General features: G+C 62.9%; 17 protein-coding genes and 2 pseudogenes. 10 read left to right on the top strand and 9 right to left on the bottom strand.

The features are described 5' to 3' along the window. Window positions 1-10: 10 nt before the first annotated feature. The gene (gene dnaE / locus AB4Z38_RS18865) at window positions 11-3,568 is read left to right on the top strand and encodes a DNA polymerase III subunit alpha (RefSeq protein ID WP_441431125.1); all 3,558 of its coding nucleotides are present in this window, start codon (window positions 11-13) and stop codon (window positions 3,566-3,568) included. Here the strand turns inward: dnaE and AB4Z38_RS18860 are convergent, their stop codons facing one another. After that, window positions 3,569-4,027 carry a flavin reductase family protein gene (locus AB4Z38_RS18860; protein WP_441431183.1) on the bottom strand — a complete coding sequence of 153 codons (459 nt, stop codon included), beginning with the start codon at window positions 4,025-4,027 and terminating at the stop codon, window positions 3,569-3,571. Window positions 4,028-4,185: 158 nt separating this feature from the next. On the opposite strand from AB4Z38_RS18860, the gene AB4Z38_RS18855 reads away from it, so the two are divergent. The 3 genes from AB4Z38_RS18855 (at window position 4,186) to nrdR (ending at window position 6,801) form a co-directional block, all read left to right on the top strand. Beyond that, the gene (locus AB4Z38_RS18855) at window positions 4,186-4,737 is read left to right on the top strand and encodes a hypothetical protein (RefSeq protein ID WP_441431124.1); all 552 of its coding nucleotides are present in this window, start codon (window positions 4,186-4,188) and stop codon (window positions 4,735-4,737) included. A gap of 9 nt (window positions 4,738-4,746) precedes the next feature. Further along, on the top strand, window positions 4,747-6,120 hold the full coding sequence (gene hisD, locus AB4Z38_RS18850) for a histidinol dehydrogenase (RefSeq protein ID WP_441431123.1): 1,374 nt from the start codon (window positions 4,747-4,749) through the stop codon (window positions 6,118-6,120). A 168-nt stretch (window positions 6,121-6,288) separates the two neighbouring features. Next, window positions 6,289-6,801, top strand: coding sequence for a transcriptional regulator NrdR (gene nrdR / locus AB4Z38_RS18845; protein ID WP_441431182.1), 513 nt, complete (start codon window positions 6,289-6,291; stop codon window positions 6,799-6,801). A 155-nt stretch (window positions 6,802-6,956) separates the two neighbouring features. Here the strand turns inward: nrdR and ppgK are convergent, their stop codons facing one another. Both ppgK and map read right to left on the bottom strand, forming a co-directional pair. Then, window positions 6,957-7,760, bottom strand: a complete 804-nt coding sequence (gene ppgK / locus AB4Z38_RS18840) for a polyphosphate--glucose phosphotransferase (RefSeq protein ID WP_284983882.1) — start codon at window positions 7,758-7,760, stop codon at window positions 6,957-6,959. Between the two features lie 72 nt (window positions 7,761-7,832). Further along, complete coding sequence (gene map / locus AB4Z38_RS18835) at window positions 7,833-8,711, bottom strand: type I methionyl aminopeptidase (RefSeq protein ID WP_441431122.1); 879 nt, start codon at window positions 8,709-8,711, stop codon at window positions 7,833-7,835. Window positions 8,712-8,826: 115 nt separating this feature from the next. Between map and AB4Z38_RS18830 the strand changes: the two genes are divergently transcribed. Next, the gene (locus AB4Z38_RS18830; RefSeq protein WP_234753867.1) at window positions 8,827-8,991 is read left to right on the top strand and encodes an SPOR domain-containing protein; all 165 of its coding nucleotides are present in this window, start codon (window positions 8,827-8,829) and stop codon (window positions 8,989-8,991) included. Between the two features lie 12 nt (window positions 8,992-9,003). On the opposite strand, the gene panB is transcribed toward AB4Z38_RS18830, so the two are convergent. Next, window positions 9,004-9,915, bottom strand: coding sequence for a 3-methyl-2-oxobutanoate hydroxymethyltransferase (gene panB / locus AB4Z38_RS18825; protein ID WP_441431121.1), 912 nt, complete (start codon window positions 9,913-9,915; stop codon window positions 9,004-9,006). Between the two features lie 190 nt (window positions 9,916-10,105). Here panB and AB4Z38_RS18820 point away from each other — a divergent pair, with 190 nt between their 5' ends. From AB4Z38_RS18820 to AB4Z38_RS18810, 3 genes are read left to right on the top strand one after another with little or no spacing between them, the layout of a single operon-like run. Further along, entirely contained in the window at window positions 10,106-11,446 is a 1,341-nt protein-coding gene (locus AB4Z38_RS18820) for a glutamine synthetase family protein (protein ID WP_234753871.1), read from the top strand. A gap of 9 nt (window positions 11,447-11,455) precedes the next feature. Continuing rightward, window positions 11,456-14,467: a bifunctional [glutamine synthetase] adenylyltransferase/[glutamine synthetase]-adenylyl-L-tyrosine phosphorylase gene (locus AB4Z38_RS18815; protein ID WP_441431120.1), complete on the top strand. Its 3,012-nt coding sequence runs from the start codon at window positions 11,456-11,458 to the stop codon at window positions 14,465-14,467. Between the two features lie 50 nt (window positions 14,468-14,517). Further along, window positions 14,518-15,039, top strand: coding sequence for a GNAT family N-acetyltransferase (locus AB4Z38_RS18810; protein ID WP_441431119.1), 522 nt, complete (start codon window positions 14,518-14,520; stop codon window positions 15,037-15,039). 7 nt (window positions 15,040-15,046) lie between these two features. On the opposite strand, the gene AB4Z38_RS18805 is transcribed toward AB4Z38_RS18810, so the two are convergent. Together AB4Z38_RS18805 and AB4Z38_RS18800 are read right to left on the bottom strand one after the other, a co-directional pair. Beyond that, the gene (locus AB4Z38_RS18805; protein WP_441431118.1) at window positions 15,047-15,307 is read right to left on the bottom strand and encodes a hypothetical protein; all 261 of its coding nucleotides are present in this window, start codon (window positions 15,305-15,307) and stop codon (window positions 15,047-15,049) included. Window positions 15,308-15,730: 423 nt separating this feature from the next. Continuing rightward, window positions 15,731-15,861 (bottom strand): annotated as a pseudogene (locus AB4Z38_RS18800) (pseudouridine synthase); the annotation flags it as partial. A gap of 135 nt (window positions 15,862-15,996) precedes the next feature. Here AB4Z38_RS18800 and AB4Z38_RS18795 point away from each other — a divergent pair. Further along, on the top strand, window positions 15,997-16,161 hold the full coding sequence (locus AB4Z38_RS18795) for a hypothetical protein (protein WP_441431117.1): 165 nt from the start codon (window positions 15,997-15,999) through the stop codon (window positions 16,159-16,161). A 189-nt stretch (window positions 16,162-16,350) separates the two neighbouring features. Here AB4Z38_RS18795 and glnA read toward each other — a convergent pair whose 3' ends face one another. Next, a complete protein-coding gene (glnA, locus tag AB4Z38_RS18790; RefSeq protein ID WP_441431116.1) occupies window positions 16,351-17,775 on the bottom strand; it encodes a type I glutamate--ammonia ligase in 1,425 nt (474 codons plus the stop codon). Window positions 17,776-18,093: 318 nt separating this feature from the next. Between glnA and AB4Z38_RS18785 the strand changes: the two genes are divergently transcribed. Beyond that, the gene (locus tag AB4Z38_RS18785) at window positions 18,094-18,531 is read left to right on the top strand and encodes an RDD family protein (protein WP_441431115.1); all 438 of its coding nucleotides are present in this window, start codon (window positions 18,094-18,096) and stop codon (window positions 18,529-18,531) included. Between the two features lie 65 nt (window positions 18,532-18,596). Here AB4Z38_RS18785 and AB4Z38_RS18780 read toward each other — a convergent pair whose 3' ends face one another. Then, a complete protein-coding gene (locus tag AB4Z38_RS18780) occupies window positions 18,597-19,361 on the bottom strand; it encodes a DUF4191 domain-containing protein (protein WP_441431114.1) in 765 nt (254 codons plus the stop codon). Window positions 19,362-19,450: 89 nt separating this feature from the next. Next, window positions 19,451-19,603, bottom strand: a pseudogene (locus tag AB4Z38_RS18775) (lipoyl synthase); the annotation flags it as partial.

The following is a 19,603-nucleotide window of genomic DNA, read 5'->3' as shown; positions in this document are numbered from 1 at the left end:
GACTGTCGTGGTGACTTCCAGCAATGACTCGTTCGTCCATCTGCACACCCACACCGAATACTCCATGCTGGATGGTGCGGCCCGTCTCACCGAGTTGTTCGACGAGACCGAGCGGCTGGGCATGCCTGCGCTGGCCACCACGGACCACGGATACCTGTTCGGTGCCTTCGATTTCTGGAAGAAGGCGACGGACAAAGGCATCAAGCCGATCATCGGCGTCGAGGCCTATGTCACGCCGGGCACGGCGCGCGGCGACAAGGAGCGCGTCCGATGGGGCGAGGAGAGCCAGCGCAAGGACGACGTCTCCGGTGGTGGTTCGTATACCCACATGACGTTGTTGAGCTACAACAACGTGGGCATGCGCAATCTGTTCCGGGCATCCTCGATTGCTTCCCTTGACTCAGTCTTCGGCAAATGGCCCCGCCTGGACCGGGAGTTGCTGAACACTTATTCCGAAGGCCTGATCGCCACCACCGGCTGCCCTTCCGGTGAAGTCCAGACCCGTCTTCGGCTGGGGCAGTACCGCGAGGCGCTGGCTGCGGCTTCCGAGTTCCGCGACATCTTCGGCGCGGAAAACTACTTCTGCGAACTCATGGACCATGGCCTCGACATCGAGCGGCGGGTCACCGGCGACCTGCTGCGTTTGGCCAAGGAGCTGAAGCTTCCGCTCGTGGCCACCAATGACCTCCACTACACGCATGAGCATGACGCGAAGGCCCATGAGGCCCTTTTGGCGATCCAGTCGGGCTCCACGCTGCTCGAGCCCACCTATGACAACGGCGGCTCCCGATTCGCGTTCTCCGGCAGCGGCTACTACCTGAAATCCCCGCAGGAGATGCGCGAGCTGTTCCGCGACCATCCCGAAGCCTGCGACAACACCCTGCTGATCGCAGAGCGTTGCGAAGTGTCCTTCAACACCGGCGCGAACTACATGCCGCGGTTCCCTTGCCCTCCCGGCGAGGACGAGACCTCCTGGCTCGTCAAGGAAGTAGCCACGGGACTCGATTACCGCTACCCGAACGGCGTCCCGGACAAGGTGCGCAAGCAAGCCGACTACGAGCTTGACGTCATCACGTCCATGGGCTTCCCGGGATACTTCCTGGTGGTGGCCGACTTCATCAACTGGGCCAAGAACAACGGAATCAGGGTGGGCCCGGGCCGTGGTTCGGGTGCGGGCTCCATGGTGGCGTACGCCATGCGAATCACCGACCTCGATCCGCTGGAACACGGCCTGATTTTCGAGCGCTTCCTCAACCCGGACCGCGTGTCCATGCCCGACTTCGACGTCGACTTCGATGATCGTCGGCGCTCCGAAGTGATCGACTACGTCACCCGGAAGTACGGCGACGAGCGCGTGGCCATGATCGTCACTTACGGCACCATCAAGACCAAGCAGGCGCTCAAGGACTCCTCCCGCGTGCTCGGCTACCCGTTCAGCATGGGTGAACAGCTCACCAAGGCCCTGCCCCCGGCCGTGATGGCCAAGGACATCCCGCTGGCGGACATCCAGAACCCGGAAGCCAAGCGCTATGGTGAGGCCGGAGACTTCCGCCAGCTGATCAGTACGGACCCGGAGGCCGCCAAGGTCTTCGAGACCGCGCTGGGCATTGAGGGGCTGAAGCGGCAATGGGGCGTGCATGCCGCGGGTGTCATCATGTCTTCGGACCCCATCATCGACGTCATTCCTGTCATGCGCCGCATCCAGGACGGCCAGGTCATCACGCAGTTCGACTACCCGACGTCCGAAGGCCTTGGCCTGATCAAGATGGACTTCCTCGGCCTGAGGAACCTGACGATCATTTCCGACGCCCTGGAAAACATCAAGATGAACCGAGGCGTCGACCTCGATCTCGAGCACCTGGCCTTGGACGACCCGGCGTCGTACGAGTTGCTGGCGCGCGGCGACACCTTGGGCGTCTTCCAGCTCGACGGCGGGCCCATGCGGTCGCTGCTCAAGCTCATGAAGCCTGACAACTTCGAAGACATCTCCGCCGTGTTGGCGCTGTACCGGCCGGGTCCCATGGGCGCCAACGCGCACACGGACTACGCGCTCCGCAAGAACAAGATCCAAGAGGTCATCCCGATCCATCCGGAGCTCGAGGAACCGCTCGCCGAAATCCTCGGCGGAACGTACGGCCTGATCGTGTACCAGGAGCAGGTCATGGCCGTGGCCCAGAAGCTGGCCGGCTACTCGCTGGGTCAAGCCGACATCCTGCGCCGAGCCATGGGCAAGAAGAAGAAATCAGAACTGGACAAGCAGTTCGCCGGCTTCTCCCAAGGCATGCAGGACAACGGCTACTCCATGGATGCCGTCAAGACCTTGTGGGACATCCTGCTCCCGTTCTCCGACTATGCCTTCAACAAGGCGCACTCCGCCGCGTACGGGGTCATCTCCTACTGGACTGCGTACCTCAAGGCCCACTACGCTCCCGAATACATGGCCGCCCTGCTCACGTCCGTGGGCGACGACAAGGACAAATCGGCCATCTACCTCAATGAATGCCGGCGCATGGGCATTACTGTCCTGCCGCCGGACGTCAACGAGTCAAGCCTCAACTTCACCCCTGTTGGAACCGATATCCGCTTCGGTATGGGGGCCATCCGCAACGTCGGCGTCAACGTGGTGGAAGCCATGGTGGCGGCCCGCGCGAGCGAGGGCGCCTACACCTCCTTCAAGGACTTCCTCATGAAGGTTCCGGCGGTCGTCTGCAACAAGCGCACCATCGAGTCCCTCATCAAGGCAGGCGCGTTCGACTCCCTCGGCCATCACCGCCGAGCGTTGGCCATGGTCCACGAAGAAGCGATCGACTCCGTCATCACGCTCAAACGCAACGAGGCGATCGGCCAGTTCGATCTCTTCGCCGGATTCGAGGACCAGGAGCCGCAGGCCTCCCTGAGCACGGAGATCCCGGACCTGCCGGAATGGGAGAAGAAAGACAAGCTCGCCTTCGAGCGGGACATGCTTGGGCTCTACGTCTCGGACCACCCCCTGCAAGGGCTTGAGGGCGTGCTGAGCCAGCATGCCGAGCAGTCGATCACCTCGATTCTCGGAGAGGACGGACCGCACGACGGCGCCATCGTCACCATTGCGGGCATGATCACCTCGCTCAGCCGCAGGATCGCCAAGGCAAGCGGCAACGCCTACGCTCGCGCTGAGATCGAAGACCTCGGCGCTTCCATCGAAGTCATGTTCTTCGGCCAGGTCTACGGCCCCATCGCTTCGGTCCTCGCGGAGGACCTGATCGTGGTGGTCAAGGGCCGCCTGCAGCGGCGCGACGACGGTGCGGTCACCTTGAACTGCATGGAGCTCTCGGTTCCGGACTTGAGCGAAAGCACCAACGGTCCCCTCATCATCACTATGCCCACCTACAAGGCAACCGAGGCCGTCGTCACTGACCTTCGCGATGTTTTGACCACCCACCGGGGGAACTCCGAGGTCAGGCTCCACTTGCAGGGTGACTCCAAGGTCGAGGTCATGGGCCTGCCTGTGCACATGCGGGTGAATCCCACCCCGTCACTATTCGGTGACCTCAAGGTACTTCTTGGCCCGACCTGCCTGGACAGTTAACTAGATCTCATAGTCGAGCGGAACCGGCTGGCCGTAGGAACCCGAATGGTAAAGCAGGGGAGTATCGTCCTCGCCGACCAGTCCGTCGACAACCTCCACCACTACGATCGCGTTGTTTTCGAAGGACAGGCGCATCTGGATCTTGCCGATCAACCAGCCGGCGACGTTCTTCAGGATGGGGACATCGAAGGGTCCCGGTTCCCAGTGATCGCCTTCAAACCGTTCCTGAGTGCGGGCGAAGCGGTCTGCGAGGGCCTGGTTCTCAAGGCCGAGCATGTGCAGGCCGATATATGTCGAATTCGCCACCGCGGGCCAGGAACTGGAACTACGGGACATGTTGAACGTGAAGCGTGGCGGCTCGGCGGACAGCGAAGCCACGGAGGTCGCGGTGAATCCGAAAGGCTTGCCGTGGAGGTCGGCGGTGATGATGGCCACCCCGGCGGCATGCCGGCGGAACATTTGCTTGAATGTTGCTTCAAAAGCCGAATTGTCCGAAGCCACTTTGCCGGTCTCCTGCGTGAGCTATTGGTAATAACGCTGGTGGATTCAGCGTATTCCGCTGCTCGCCGGGACGCTTGCTTGTTGAGCGTCCAGAAACGTTTGTTAATGTTTGTGTCATGACCAAGCCAACATCGAACCTTCTCGACTCCGGTCCCACGAGGGACACGGACCCGGACACGGGCACGGACACGCAAGACCGCAAATGGTGGCTGTGGCTCGCCGTGCCTGCCGCCTCGGGCATCGGGCTTGGTCTCGCATGGTGGTTGTTGGCTCCGGGCGGCCTCAACGTGATCTCCGGAAATCCTGCCCTCGCCGATCCGACGGCCTCGGCCGGTCGGCTTCCGAGGGACTTGGTCCTGGCCGGGCTTCTGTTGCTTTCCGGCTGCTTCACGGCGGTCCTGCTGGATAGCAAGGTCCGGAAGCCGGGACACGGCCTCCGCACGTTCCTGGCAGTCCTAGGTGGCGCGGCAGGGGCTTTGGTGGCTTGGCAGGTGGGGTTGCTGGCCGCACAGTGGTGGGGTCCCGCCGCAAACGGAAGTGAAGGCTTCACATTGCGGGCGGCGACGGCACTCTTGCTGTGGCCAGGGGCGACGGCCCTTGTGACTTTCCTCCTGACTCTTTTCAGCTTGATGGGAAAGCAGCCGGAGGCACCGCCGCTCGCCCCGTAAAATGATCTGGTGACCATTTCTCCGGAGAATCCTGCCGAAACCGCCGCCCAGTCCCTGGACTTCCGCCGCATTGACTTGCGCGGACGGTCCCTGACCTTGGCGGAACTGCGCGCCGTGGTGCCCCGGGCGAAGCATCAGACCATGGCGGACGCCGAGCAAAAAGTCCTGGACATCATTGCGGCCGTCCGTTCGCGCGGCTTCGAGGCGCTCGGGGAGTTCGCGTTGGCGTTCGACGGCGTGGAACAGTCCCACCCCCGAGTGCCGGCCGCCGCCCTTGCTGAAGCCCTTGAAAACCTGGACCCGTCAGTCCGCGCGGCCCTGGAGGAATCCATCAGTCGTGCCCGGCGCTTTGCGGATGGCCAACGGCCCGCGAACGTCGATGTGGAACTGGGGGACGGCGCCGTCGTGAGCCAGAACTGGGTACCGGTGGGCCGCGTGGGACTGTATGTACCCGGCGGCCTCGCCGTCTACCCGTCCTCGGTGATCATGAACGTTGTTCCGGCGCTGGCTGCCGGGGTCGCATCGATCGCTTTGGCTTCCCCGCCCCAGAAGGACTTCGGAGGCTTGCCCCACCCCACCATCCTGGCCGCAGCCGCCTTGCTCGGGATTGACGAGGTTTATGCCATCGGAGGTGCCCAGGCGATTGTTTCCTTTGCCTACGGCATCCCCGGGGCCGGCGATGATCAGCCCATCGAGCCCGTGGACGTTGTGACCGGCCCCGGAAACATCTTCGTGGCCACCGCCAAGCGGCTTGTGAAAGGCGTCGTGGGGATCGACTCCGAGGCCGGCACCACCGAGATCGCCATCTTGGCGGATGCTTCCGCCCGTCCTGCGCTCGTGGCCGCGGACCTCATCAGCCAGGCCGAGCACGACCCCAAGGCGGCGTCTGTCCTGATCACCGACTCCGAGGAACTCGCCTCGGCCGTGCAGCGGGAACTCGCGGTGCAGGCAGGAACCACGAAGCACGGCGAACGGGTCACTACGGCGTTGTCGGGCCCGCAATCAGGCGTGGTGCTGGTAGACGATATCGAGCAGGGCATCGCGGTCTGCGATGCATACGCGGCAGAGCACTTGGAAATCATGACGGAGGGCGCAGCCGCGGTGGCCGCAAGGATCCGCAACGCGGGTGCGATTTTCGTAGGGGACTACAGCCCGGTCAGCCTCGGAGACTACTGTGCAGGCTCCAACCACGTTTTGCCCACGAGCGGTACTGCAGCCTTCTCTTCCGGACTGAACGTGACAACATTCCTGCGCGCCGTCCAGGTGATCAACTACAACAAGGCTGCCTTGGAACAGGTCAGCAGGCACATCGTGAGCCTCGCCGATGCCGAAGACCTTCCCGGCCACGGAGACGCCGTCAAGATTCGTTTCGCGGGGGCCTGAACCACTACATATATGGGTGACAACCACTACATATAGTAATTACAGTCTTGTCATTAGGCCTTATATAGCCGTAAACTGGTGCCGGAAGTCAAACTTCCGGCACCTTTTGCGTTCCCGGCCGAAGCCGCCGCGAGGATAGGGGTCGGAACCGAACAGGGGAGGCCCAGCGTGTATTGTCCGTTCTGCCGAAACCCCGACTCACGCGTTGTGGACAGTCGGATGGCCGACGACGGCTCGGCCATCCGCCGTCGGCGCCAGTGCCCCGAGTGTGGACGCCGTTTCACCACCGTGGAGACCACCAGTCTTTCCGTCATCAAGCGTTCAGGCGTGGGAGAACCCTTCAGCCGGATCAAGATCATCAACGGCGTTCGCAAGGCCTGCCAGGGGCGTCCCGTCACTGAAGACGACCTTGCGATGCTGGCCCAGGAAGTCGAGGAAAATATCCGCTCCTCAGGTGCGGCGGAAATCGACGCCCACGAGGTCGGCCTGGCCATCCTTGGGCCACTCCAGAAACTGGACGAAGTCGCCTACTTGCGATTTGCCAGCGTTTATCAGGCCTTCGAATCGCTTGAGGACTTCGAGTCGGCCATTTCGCTGCTTCGCCACGAGGCCGAAAGCGCAGCGGCCGAGAATGCAGTGAAGGGCGCCAAGGGCAAGAGCTCCGAGAAGAGCCCAATCTAGCTCCGGTGGTGGCAGCGGAGGGGAAGCCGCAGCCACCACCGGCACCATTTCCACCGTCCGCCGGAGCAGTTGACGACGACGGCGTACCCCGCCGCGATTGCCGTTGAGCAATCGCGACGTCGGGCACGCCGTCGTCCATCCGGAAGGTTGCCGTGCTACTTGGCGAGCTTGTGGTGGAGGGCGACGTCCAGCGCGGCCCCCACGATTCCGGCGTCGTTCTTCAGTTCAGCGGTGACGATGCGGGTCCGTAGATTCAGATGGGGGAAGTACTCGTCCGAACGCTTTGAAATACCTCCACCGATGATGAAGAGTTCGGGGGAGAACAGGAACTCGACGTGGGAGAGATAGCGCTGCAGCAGCACGCTGTACTCTTCCCAGCTCAAGCCGTCGCGTTCACGCGCGACGGCGGATGCCTTCGTTTCGGCGTCGTGGCCGTCCACTTCGAGGTGGCCGAGCTCGGCGTTGGGCACGAGGTGCCCGTTGAAGATGAAGGCTGAGCCGATGCCTGTGCCGAGCGTGATGACCAGGACCGTGCCGTCGACGCCTTCGCCTGCGCCGTAGCGGGCTTCAGCGAGACCGGCTGCGTCGGCGTCGTTGATGACCTCGACGGGCCGGTCCAGGCGCTTGGTGAGCAGCGTATCAATGTCGGTGTCGAGCCAGGACTTGTCCACATTGGCGGCAGAGCGGACCACGCCGTGCTGGATGATTCCGGGGAAGGTAACTCCCACGGGCGAACCCTTGGCCGGAGCATCCTCGCGGGCCGACAATTCCTCGACGATCTGTGCGATCACTTCGGCGACGGCTTCGGGGGTGGCGGGCTGCGGCGTGGGGATACGGAGGCGGTCCCCGAGCAGCTTGCCCTTCTTGAGATCGACGATGCCGCCCTTGATACCGGTGCCACCGACGTCGATGCCGATCAGCGGGCCGTTCTTGTGGATCTTCTCATCCTTCTTGGTCAATGCGTTTCCGTTCATGGCAGGAGGGGTGGGCATGTCGCAGCACGAACGGCTGCAGGTGACCTTCCGGAGAGCTTAAGGAAGAGTCAGGATTTCGGCGCCGGTCTCGGTGACCAACAGGGTGTGTTCGAATTGTGCGGTCCGCTTGTGGTCGCGGGTGACGACGGTCCATTCATCGGGCCACATGTCCCACTCGATCGTTCCGAGGGTGAGCATGGGTTCAATCGTAAAGACCATGCCTGCTTCGATCACGGTGTTGTAGGCCGGCGCGGCGTCGTAGTGGGGGATGATCAAGCCCGTGTGGAAGGCCTCGCCGACGCCGTGGCCGGTGAAGTCGCGGACCACGCCGTAGCCGAAGCGTTTCGCGTAGGACTGGATGGCCCGGCCGATCACGTTGATTTCGCGGCCCGGCGCTACGGCCTTGATGGCCCGGTTGAGCGACTCCTGGGTACGTTCAACCAGGAGCCGGGACTCGTCGTCGACGTCTCCCACCAGGAAGGTGTAGTTCGTGTCGCCGTGGACGCCGTTGATGTAGGCCGTGATGTCGATGTTCAGGATGTCGCCGTCCAGTACGACGGTGCTGTCCGGAATGCCGTGGCAGATGACCTCGTTGAGCGAGGAACACAGGGATTTGGGGAAGCCCCGGTAGCCAAGCGTTGACGGGTAGGCGTGGTGGTCCAGAATGAACTCGTGGCCGATCCGGTCCAACTGGTCCGTCGTAACGCCAGGCTCGATGTGCTTGCCGACTTCGACGATCGCCTCGGCAGCAATTTTGCTGGCGATGCGGATTTTCTCGATGGTTTCCGCCGATTTGACCTCTGAACCGGTGAACTTCGCGGGTCCCGGCTTGCCGACATACTCCGGGCGCGGGATGGACGCCGGTACAGGCAGCTGCGGGCTGACGGTTCCACGGGTGAGCGTGCCGATGGGTGCGGTCAGAGCGGGAGAAGGCATAGATTGATCATATAAGGGACGCGCGAGACGCAAGTAACTAAGTAGCTAAATATCGGCCCGGACGAAGGGCAACCGGCCCCGCCGAGGTTACGGCGGGATTCGCAAAGGAGTAACCGTGGCGGAGTTCTGGTACAACGTTCAGACACACCAAATCGAAGAGGACGCGTTGTCCGACTGGTCCCAGCTGATCGGTCCTTACAAGACCCGCGAAGAAGCGGAGCATGCCCTCGAAAAGGTCAAGGCCCGCAACGAAGCGTGGGACAAGGACGACGAGGACTGAAGCTGTGTCCTCCTAGAAGGAGTGTTCCGGGCCGGGGAACTGACCGGACCTGACGTCGTCGGCGTACGCTTTCGCTGCTTCCCCCAGGGTGGTGCGCAGATCCGCATACTGCTTCACGAATTTGGCCATCTTGCCGCCGCGCAGTCCGGCCATGTCCTGCCATACCAGGACCTGTCCCGTGGTTGCGTTGCCCGCGCCGATTCCGATGGTCGGCACGTCAATGGCTGCGTCGACGGCGGCTGCGGTTTCCGCGGGAACCATCTCCATGAGCACACAGAAGGCTCCGGCATTTGCGAGGGCAATGGCGTCTTCGACCAGGCGCGCGGCGTCATCGCCCCGGCCCTGGACGCGGTAGCCGCCCAGCGAGTGTTCGCTCTGGGGCGTGAAGCCGATGTGCGCCATGACGGGTATGCCTGCCTGGACCATGGCCCGGACAGTTCCCGCATAGAACGCGCCGCCTTCGATCTTGACGGCGTGCGCCAGGCCTTCCTTCAGGAAGCGAACACCTGTTGCCACTGCCTGCTCCGGCGACACTTCGTAGCTGCCAAAGGGAAGATCTGCCACTACCAAGGCACGCTTGGCGGATCGGGCCACCGCGCGGCACAAGGGGAGGAGTTCGTCGACGGTCACAGGGAGGCTGGTTTCGTTGCCGAAGACGTTGTTGGAGGCCGAGTCGCCTATCAGCAGGACCTCGATGCCGGCCTGGTCGAAGATTTCAGCCGTGTATTGCTCGTAGGCAGTCAACATTGCAAAGCGCTCACCCCTGGCCTTGGCCTGCTGAAGGTGATGGGTGCGGATCCTGGCGGCGGGCTTCGGCGCTGAAGCGTCCGCTGAAGCCCCGGAACCTGCATCGGCAGGTCCGGTTCCGTAAGGCGCAGGAACTTCGGCGGGCATGCTGGAATCGGAACTGTTGCTTGGGGCCATGAATAGAGCGTATGCGGTACCGGCCGTCCTAGCCACCGGCGCATGGGCAGCCTCACATTTGTAAACGCTGTGTTACGCGAACTGGGGGTGCAGCCATTCCGGGCCAATGCTTAGTAGAGTGAATGCTGAGTTGTCGTCGGCTTCGACCCCCGAACCCGCGGCATGGACGTTGACCCGGAAATGAGGCCCCATGGACCGCCAGCAAGAGTTCGTTCTGCGGACTATCGAAGAGCGTGATGTGCGCTTCGTACGCTTGTGGTTTACCGACGTCGTCGGTTCCCTGAAATCGGTGGCACTTGCGCCGGCAGAAGTGGAAGGCGCCTTCGAGGAGGGCCTTGGTTTCGACGGCTCGGCGATCGAGGGCCTCGCCAGGGTTTTCGAATCCGACATGCTGGCCCAGCCGGACCCCTCCACGTTCCAGATCCTTCCGTGGCGTGGTGAAACCGAGCAGACCTCCAGGATGTTCTGCGACATCCTGACCCCCGACGGCGAGCCGTCGGCTGCCGATCCCCGGAACGTGCTCAAGCGCACCCTGGCCAAGGCCGCGGACATGGGCTTCACGTGCTACACGCATCCTGAGATCGAGTTCTACCTCCTCAAGTCCCAGGACCTCGACGCCAACGGCGTTCCTGTTCCCGTTGACGAGGGCGGCTACTTCGACCACGTGCCCGGCGGTGTGGCACAGGACTTCCGCCGCACGGCCGTCACCATGCTTGAATCCGTGGGCATCTCCGTGGAGTTCAGCCACCACGAGGGCGGACCCGGCCAGAACGAGATCGATCTCCGCTATGCTGACGCCCTCCAGACGGCGGACAACATCATGACCTTCCGCACGGTCATCAAGGAAGTGGCCCTGCAGCAGGGCACCTACGCCACGTTCATGCCCAAGCCGTTCACGGACCACCCGGGTTCAGGCATGCACACGCACTTCTCGCTGTTCGAGGGCGACACCAATGCCTTCTACGAGGCCGGCGCCGAATTCCAGTTGTCCAAGACCGCGCGCCAGTTCATCGCCGGTATCCTGCACCACGCGCCGGAATTCACCGCCGTGACCAACCAGTTCGTCAATTCGTACAAGCGTCTCTGGGGCGGCGGCGAAGCGCCGAGCTACCTGAGTTGGGGCCACAACAACCGTTCCGCCCTGGTTCGTGTGCCGCTCTACAAGCCGGGCAAGGGCCAGTCCGCACGGATCGAATACCGCGGGATTGACTCCGCCACCAACCCGTACCTCGCCTACGCCGTGTTGCTGGGTGCCGGGCTCAAGGGCATCGAGGAAGGCTACGACCTTCCGGCTGCGGCGGAAGACGACGTCTGGTCGCTGACCACGGCCGAGCGCAAGGCGATGGGTCACACGCCACTGCCGGCCAGCCTCCACGATGCCATCCGCGCCATGGAGGATTCGGAACTCGTGGCGGACATCCTCGGCGAACAGGTCTTTGACCACTTCCTGCGCAACAAGCGTGCTGAGTGGCAGGACTACCGGCTCCAGGTCACGCCCTACGAGCTCAAGCGCAATCTCGGCATTCTCTAGGCTGTGAGTGTGAGCCTGGCCCGTCGGCTCATCTCGGCCGGTTTCAGCGATCTTGAAAAGGGTGAACGGTTCCTTGCCGCGCGTGAACTCGACGGCATCGACCAGGACACGATCTTTGCCGGTCTGCACCTGAGCGCCAATCCGGACACCGCGCTGCAGTCGCTCGTCCGTCTGATTGAGAAGCATCCCTCGCTCAGGCAGCTCGCGGGGGAGCACCCGGATCGCAGCGAACCGCTTTACCGCCTGCTGGGGGCATCCGAGGCCTTGGGGGAGTTCCTGATCAGGCATCCGGAACACCTGGACGTCTTCGATGTCCGCGTCAGCCCGGAACCCTTGTCCGCCGACGCCGGCGAGCTGCGGACGAAGCTGCTCCGATCGGTCAAGGCAGACCCCAACTCTCCCCGGCCCGTCGCGGCGATGACGGGAGCCAGCGCCTACACCTCCCTCCGGACGGCTTACCGGCGCGGGCTGACCGAACTGGCCATCAAGGACCTCTGCGCCGCCAGTCCCCAGGACTTCATGCCCGCCGTCGGCGCCGAACTGGCCGACCTCGCCGGTGCGGCGATAGAAGCGGCCCTGGCGGTTGCCAGGGCAGAAGCCGCAGCGACTTTCGATCCCGCCGATATTGCCGGCGTCGGGCTGGCCGTCATCGGCATGGGCAAATGCGGGGCCCGTGAGCTCAACTACATTTCCGACGTCGACGTCATCTACGTGATCGAGGCGCCGGACCTCGAGGACGCCGAGGCTGCGACCATCGGTACGGCCTTGGCCGCCGGGATCTCCCGGGCCATTTCGTCCACGGGATCCGAACCCGGGCTGTGGGAGGTCGACGCGAACCTGCGGCCCGAGGGGAAATCGGGTCCCCTGGTCAGGACGTTGCCCTCTCACTTGAGCTACTACGCGAAGTGGGCTGAAAGCTGGGAGTTCCAAGCGCTCCTCAAGGCCCGGACGATCGCAGGGGACAGGGATCTGGGCTCACGTTACGAACAGGCCGTGCAGCCGCTCGTGTGGGCTTCGGCCGGCCGGGAAGGATTCGTGGAATCGGTGCAGGCGATGCGCCGCAGGGTGACGAACAACATCGCCCCGGCGGAAGAACAGCGCCAGATCAAGCTCGGTCCCGGCGGGCTGCGCGATGTCGAGTTCACGGTGCAGCTCCTGCAACTCGTCCACGGAAAGTCCGATGAAACGCTCCGTTGCCGGGATACAACGTCGGCAATATCCGCGCTGTCCGCCGGTGGCTACATCGGCCGGGTGGACGCCGCGGCCTTCGACGCCGCCTACCGCTATCTGCGGGTTCTTGAGCACCGCATCCAGTTGTTCCAGATGCGCCGCACCCACCTGATGCCTACGAGCCAGGAGTCCTTGCGTTTCCTCGCAAAGGCCGTCCTGGGGCCCTTTTCCACAGGGAGGCCTCATCCTGACGCCCTGATCGAAACCTGGCAGAAGACCAAACGGTCCGTTCGCGAACTGCACGATCGGATCTTCTACCGGCCGCTGCTCAACACGGCCGCGAAGCTGAGCACCGAAGACGCCCGGCTCACTCCGGAAGCCGCCCAAGGCCGGCTCGCAGCACTTGGTTACCGCGACCCGCAAGGCGCCATGCGCCACATCGAGGCCCTCACGGCAGGGGTCAGCCGCCGCGCCGCCCTGCAGCGGCAACTGCTCCCCATCCTTCTCGGCTGGCTCGCCGAAGGTGTGGATCCCGACGCCGGACTGCTCGCCTTCCGCCGCGTCAGCGAGGCCCTCGGAACCACCCATTGGTATCTCGGGATGCTCCGGGACTCCCAAGCGGCGGCCGAGCGGCTTTGCCACGTGCTCTCCAACTCACGGCTGATCGCTGATCTCCTGGAGGTTTCCCCCGAATCCGTTGCGTGGCTTGGTGCCGACAAGGAACTTATGCCGCTTAGCTTCGAAGCGCAGTGGCAGGAAATCCAGTCCAAGATGTCGCGCCACGCCGATCCAGCGAACGCGATGCGGCTCATCCGGCTCATCAGGCGCCGGGAAATCCTCCGTATCGCCATCGCGGACAGTTCCGGCCTCCTGGAACAGGACGCAGTGGGCGCGGCATTGGCCGATGCCGACCGGGCCGCGGTTCTGGGCGCCTTGCACGTCGCCGAGGCCATCGTGGCTGCTGAGGGGCCGCTCACGACGCAAGTACTGGTGGTTGCCATGGGCAGGCAAGGCGGACGCGAGATCGGCTACGGCTCGGACGCCGACGTCATCTACGTCCACCGCGCTCTCCCCGGCGCGAGTGAATCCGAAGCCCAGCAACAAGCCCTTGCCATTGTGGGACACATTTCCACGTTGCTGACCCAACCCCTCAAACCGGCCATCCTGGCGGAGCGGGTCCTCAGCGTCGACGCCGATCTTCGCCCGGAGGGGAAGAACGGGGCCATGGTCCGTTCCCTCGAGTCATACGCGGAGTATTACCGGCGGTGGTCCCTCATCTGGGAAGCCCAGGCGCTGCTGCGGGCCCAGCCAATGGCCGGCAACGACGATTTGGCCGCCGAGTTCCTCCGGCTCATCAACTCGATCCGCTACCCGGAATCACTCGCAGAAACAGATGTGCGCGAGATCCGACGCGTCAAGGCACGGGTCGAGTCGGAACGGCTCCCGAGAGGCGCCGATCCCGCCAGGCACGTAAAGCTCGGCAGGGGCGGACTCAGCGACGTCGAATGGCTTGTGCAGCTGCTGCAGCTCCAACACGCAGGGAAGCATCCGCAACTCCGGACGACTTCCACCCTGCGGGCCCTTGACGCGATTGAGTCGTTGGGCTTGATCGACAGGAGTGACATCGTGTTGCTACGCGAAGCCTGGCGGCTCGCGAGCCGTATCCGATCGGCGAATGTGATCTGCACCGGGCGTGCATCCGATCTCCTCCCGGCATCCCGCAGGGATCTGGAGGCCGTTGCCAGGTGGTGTGGTTACGCTCCCGGGCAAGCCGCGGTGTTCGAGGAGGATTATCTGCGCCTGAGCCGGCGGACCCGGGCCGTGTTTGAGAAGGACTTCTACGGCCAGTGAGCTCCCGCTCCAGCCGCCCCGCGCAGTGCGGAGGCGGCTAAGCTCGAAGGATGCTGGAAACCGTGTGGCTCATTCCCTTGAAGGATCTCGACGACGATGCCCGCGCCATCAAGCTCGGCGACGTCGCGGCGATGGAATTGGCCGCGGGGCAGGAAGACTTCGTCGGGGATCCGTTCAAGATGATGCTCATGGGCCTCGAAGACGAAAGCCGCCTGCCGTACGTGATCGAAGCGGCCGGTGCCGCCGTCGGAGTCTTCACCTTGCAGGCCGGTGCCGCGACCTTGGCTGGATGGCCCGACGACGATTCCGCGTGGCTCCTGCGCGGGTTCCTGATCGACCAGACGCGCCAGGGGAGGGGCCTAGGCTCCCTGTCGGCTGTAGCTGCGGCCCGGGAAGCGCAGAAGCTGACAGCGAGGCTGGGCGGCGGGCAGGACGGCGTCGTACTTTCGGTTAACGAACGCAATCCCGCCGCCCAGGCTACATACGCAAAAGCGGGTTTTCTCCAGACGGGCAGGTACCTGGGTGGTTCCTCCGGTCCGCAATGGACTATGTACCGGGGTTTCGGCGGCTAGGCCGTATCTAGGACTCGACGAGCGTCACGATCGTTTCCGGGCGCACGCCGTCGAATTTCATGGCCTCGGCCGCGACTTCGGACTCCATCATCCGCTGGAATGTTTCCATGTCCGGGACTTCGACGATTAAACCAACACGGTTGGTTTTTCCGGGGTCGACGAAGGTTCGAACTGTGAAGCCCAGGGGCCCGAAGATTTCTTCCCGTTTCGGTGAGCTGAGCCAGTGCTCAACGTCGTCGACCTCATGGAAGATCATCAAGGTTGTCATCGTATGCCTCCGCTTTCAGAAGTTGCGTCAGGAGCCGGAAGGGATGAGGACTCTCTTGAGCATCCTGATCAGGCTGAACGTACCACGACGTCCACGGCGGCGACAGGGTCTTCGGACTGGCAGAACTGAGCACATATGCCCGGTCTGGTCGGAAATGCGGAAATGCGGAAATGCGCCACTGTCGCGGCGCCGCGGCGCAGGCCGGACGCTCGCTCACTTGTGTGGGGTTTTGGCCGGACGCTCGCTCACGCGTGTGGGTGTTTGGCCGGACGCTCGCTCACTTAGGCCGTCCATCTGGGCAACGCTCCTGCAGCTATGACCTCAAGGTGGACATGTTCTTCAATTTAGGTGAGCGGTGGTTTGGGGGAAGGGGGTCATTGGTGAGGGAGCGTCCCGGGAAAGAGCAACATACGTGAGCGAGCGTCAGACGGGCTGGGCTTCGCTCAACTCGGGACGGCTCCGGTATTCCACGGCCCTATTGCTGATGGGTCAACGAAGCGGATGGCTCGGGCCAGCAACTGCAGCGGCTTGGAGTAGTCGTCCGGGGCCTTGTCAGGTGAGCGAAGGTTTGGCGGGGAGGTGGTGTTGGCGGATTGGAATAATAAGCATGCTTACAGTAAGGTTGCTGAGGTTTGCACAGCGATAAAGGCAATCATCAGAATGTTTACGACTGAAACGGAAGGTACATCATGAATGTCATCCTCGGAATCGTCGCGGTCATCGCGATCCTTTTCTTTATCATTGGCGGAACTGTCAAGGCCCTGGGATTCCTTCTCTGGATCGCCCCGATACTGATCGTCTTGGCGATTGTCGTCTTCCTCTTCAGGTTGATTGGCGGGCGCCGGCGGGTGTAGGAAAAATTGGGGGTCCGGCCCCGGCGATCCGGGGCCTTTACAAAAGGACGGCTGTGTCTTAACGGACACGGCCGTTCTTTTTTGTGGGCTTGCGCCTGTCGACGCTTTTAGCGTCTGTGGACGTTAAAAGGAAAAGGGCCACAGTTCACAAAATGAACCGTGGCCCTCCATGTGCCTCTTGCGGTGTTACTAGACGCCGTAGTAGAGCTCGAACTCGTACGGGTTCGGGCGCAGCGACAGCGGACGGATCTCGTACTCGTACTTGTACTCGATCCAGGTGTCGATCAGGTCCTGGGTGAAGACACCGCCGGCCTGCAGGAACTCGTTGTCCTCGCGCAGGGCCTCGAGTGCTTCCTCAAGCGAGCCCGGAGCCTTCGGGATGTCCTTGGCTTCCTCGGCAGGCAGTTCGTACAGGTCCTTGTCGATCGGAGCCGGGGGCTCGATGCGGTTGCGGATGCCGTCGATACCGGCCATGAGCTGGGCGGCGAACGCGAGGTACGGGTTGGAGGCGGCGTCCGGAGCGCGGAACTCGATGCGCTTGGCCTTCGGGTTGGAGCCCGTGATCGGGATGCGGATGCCGGCGGAGCGGTTGCCCTGCGAGTAGACCATGTTGACCGGAGCTTCGAAGCCCTTGACCAGTCGGCGGTAGGAGTTGACCGTCGGGTTGGTGAAGGCGAGCACAGCGGAGGAGTGCTTCAGCAGGCCGCCGATGTACCAACGTGCGGTGTCGGACAGGCCGGCGTAGCCCTTCTCGTCGTAGAACAGCGGGTCACCGTTGCTCCAGAGGGACTGGTGGCAGTGCATACCCGAGCCGTTGTCACCGAAAATCGGCTTCGGCATGAAGGTTACGGACTTGCCGTACTCCCACGCGGTGTTCTTGATGACGTACTTGAACTTCTGCAGGTCGTCAGCAGCGTGCACCAGCGTGGTGAACTTGTAGTTGATCTCAGCCTGACCTGCGGCGCCGACTTCGTGGTGCGAGCGCTCGACTTCGAGGCCTGCTTCGTCCAGGGCGAGGCACATGGCGTCGCGGAGGTCAGCCTGGTGGTCAACCGGGGAAACCGGGAAGTAGCCGCCCTTGAAGGGGGTCTTGTAACCGAGGTTTCCGCCTTCTTCTTCGCGGCTCGTGTTCCACGGGGCTTCAATCGAGTCGACCTTGTAGAAGGAACCCTGCGGGGAGGATTCGAACTGGACGTTGTCGAAGACGTAGAACTCAGCTTCGGGAGCAAAGAATGCCGTGTCCGCAATGCCGGTGGAGGCCAGGTAAGCTTCGGCCTTTTCGGCCACGCCGCGCGGGTCGCGGTGGTAGGGGTCTCCCGTGCGGGGGTTCACGATGGAGAAGTTCAGCGCGAGGGTCTTTTCGATGCGGAAGGCATCGATGAAGGCCGTGGTTACGTCCGGAATGAGCTGCATGTCGGACTCGGCGATGCCCTGGAAACCGCGGATGGAAGATCCGTCAAAGAGCTGGCCGTTGACAAAAAAGTCAGCGTCAACGCTCTTGGCCGGCACATTGAAGTGCTGCTGGACGCCCGGAAGATCGGTGAAGCGGATATCGACGAATTTAACGTCTTCGTCTTTGATGAACTTGAGGACTTCGTCCGCAGTCTTGAACATCTATGCTCCTAACGCATAACAGGTAACAGGCCCTGGGGCCGTCTGGTCCAGCGCAAACCGAAAGCAGGGAAACAAAAAAGTATCCCTGATGCGGCGGCTAGCAACTTCTCCAACCATAGGGAAATGGGATTTCCCCGGAGTGTCAGTATTGTTTCGGGCAGGTTACAGAACTGCCTGCCGTGTAAACGCTACTGGTCTACTGCAGTGCCAGTCTATGTCTTACGCCTGTGTGTCTGTTTCCTTGCGAACACTGTGAACGTTCCACCACCTGCGACCACCACCGCCAACCATCCGATGGTGAAGCCGTAAGCTTGAAGCGTGGTTGATCGTAAAGATATTGGTTCATGGCTCACAGGGCCGGACACGTCCGGAATCTCCAAGTACCCGGGAGCGCGGCTCGGCCTGCCCGAGTCCGGCCCCGGCTCCATGGCCCGGGCCGGCCGTCGCATCCTGGCAATCTGCATCGACTGGGTCATTGCCTTGGTGATCAGCAACTTTGCCTTCGGTGGCAACCAGTGGGCGACACTCGCCGTCTTCGCGGTGGAACAGATCCTTCTCATCGGCACGCTGGGCTACAGCATCGGACACCGGGTTGCCGGTATCCACGTGGTACGGCTCGGAGGAACACAGGCAGGACCCTTGGCTGCCCTGGTCAGGACGATCCTCCTGTGCCTGGTGATTCCTGCGGTTGTTTTCGATCCCGACCAGCGTGGCCTCCACGACAGGGCCATGAACACAATCCTCATTCGGATGTAACATTTACGCGGACAAAAAAGCCGCCCGTTCCTGGAGATTCCAGGAACGGGCGGCTGTCGTCTTGGTTAGCGTCCGCGTGCTGCCTTGCGGTCAGGGCGTGCCTTGTAGGGATCGATGCCCTTGGGGATCGGCAGGCGGTTGCCTAGCGAAGAGATCCGCTTGCTGACCGCGCCGACCTCAACCTTGGTGAGCTCGTTCTTGTATTTGTTCATGGTCTTTGCGATTTGGCTGATGGGCACTTGGCCTTCGCCGCGACCGCTTTCGATCACGTGAATGGTGACGTTCGGCAGGATACGGGCGAGCTTCTTGCGCTCCGCGTCAACCAGCGGCTTGACGCGGTGCGACGGTCCTTCGCTGACCAGCACGACGCCGGGACGGCCGATGGCGCGGAAGACAGCGTCCTGGGTACGCGGGTTGACGGCGACTGGCTGGTCCTCAGTGATCCAGCCGCGGCGCAGGGTCCCCAAAGCCGCACCGGAAGCTCCGGGCTGGTTCTCGATCTGCGCGAAGGCAGCCCGTTCCGCGCGGCGCGAGAGGATGAAGACAGCTGCCAGCAGGCCCAAGGGGATGCCGATGATCAGGCCTGTGACCCAGTTGCTCAGGAGGAGCCCGACGACGAGGCTGACAGCAACGACGCCAAGGAACGCCAGCAGCATGAGCCACACGACGATGGGGTCGTTGCGGCGGGTCATCTTGAAGACCTCGCCGATCTGCTTCAGCTGGCTCGGCTTCTTGGCCTTGGCTTCCTTGGGCTTGCGGGAAAACAAGCCGCGCTTGGGAGCGTCGGCAGCCGATGTTGTCGAGTTGCTGGAATCAGGGGATTTCGCCATAGTGCCTTAATTCTACGTGATTTATGCCAAAGGACCGGACGCCGGATTTGTCCCGGGTCCGGTCCTTTGACCGTGCTTTAGCCGACGTGCTATGCGTGGTGTGCGAGGAGGGTGCGGGCTTCCTGGCGGGTGGTGCCGGAGTCCTGGATGCCTTCGGCGATGTGGGCCAGGTGGGCGGGGATTTCGCGGCCTTTCTTGCGCATCGCGGTGGCCCAGAGGCGTCCGGCGCGGTAGGAGGAGCG

The organism is Arthrobacter sp. 2RAF6 (assembly GCF_052115205.1).
Taxonomy (GTDB): domain Bacteria; phylum Actinomycetota; class Actinomycetes; order Actinomycetales; family Micrococcaceae; genus Arthrobacter.
This window is presented reverse-complemented; position numbering and strand designations above follow the sequence as displayed.

Excerpts from the sequence above, each read along its gene's own strand:
- AB4Z38_RS18860 (WP_441431183.1), bottom strand. The coding sequence starts at position 4,027 with ATGTTCCGCCGGCATGCCGCCGGGGTGGCCATCATCACCGCCGACCTC.
- AB4Z38_RS18855 (WP_441431124.1), top strand. The coding sequence starts at position 4,186 with ATGACCAAGCCAACATCGAACCTTCTCGACTCCGGTCCCACGAGGGAC.
- map (WP_441431122.1), bottom strand. The coding sequence starts at position 8,711 with ATGCCTTCTCCCGCTCTGACCGCACCCATCGGCACGCTCACCCGTGGA.
- panB (WP_441431121.1), bottom strand. The coding sequence starts at position 9,915 with ATGGCCCCAAGCAACAGTTCCGATTCCAGCATGCCCGCCGAAGTTCCT.
- AB4Z38_RS18820 (WP_234753871.1), top strand. The coding sequence starts at position 10,106 with ATGGACCGCCAGCAAGAGTTCGTTCTGCGGACTATCGAAGAGCGTGAT.
- AB4Z38_RS18810 (WP_441431119.1), top strand. The coding sequence starts at position 14,518 with ATGCTGGAAACCGTGTGGCTCATTCCCTTGAAGGATCTCGACGACGAT.
- AB4Z38_RS18805 (WP_441431118.1), bottom strand. The coding sequence starts at position 15,307 with ATGACAACCTTGATGATCTTCCATGAGGTCGACGACGTTGAGCACTGG.
- AB4Z38_RS18795 (WP_441431117.1), top strand. The coding sequence starts at position 15,997 with ATGAATGTCATCCTCGGAATCGTCGCGGTCATCGCGATCCTTTTCTTT.
- glnA (WP_441431116.1), bottom strand. The coding sequence starts at position 17,775 with ATGTTCAAGACTGCGGACGAAGTCCTCAAGTTCATCAAAGACGAAGAC.
- AB4Z38_RS18780 (WP_441431114.1), bottom strand. The coding sequence starts at position 19,361 with ATGGCGAAATCCCCTGATTCCAGCAACTCGACAACATCGGCTGCCGAC.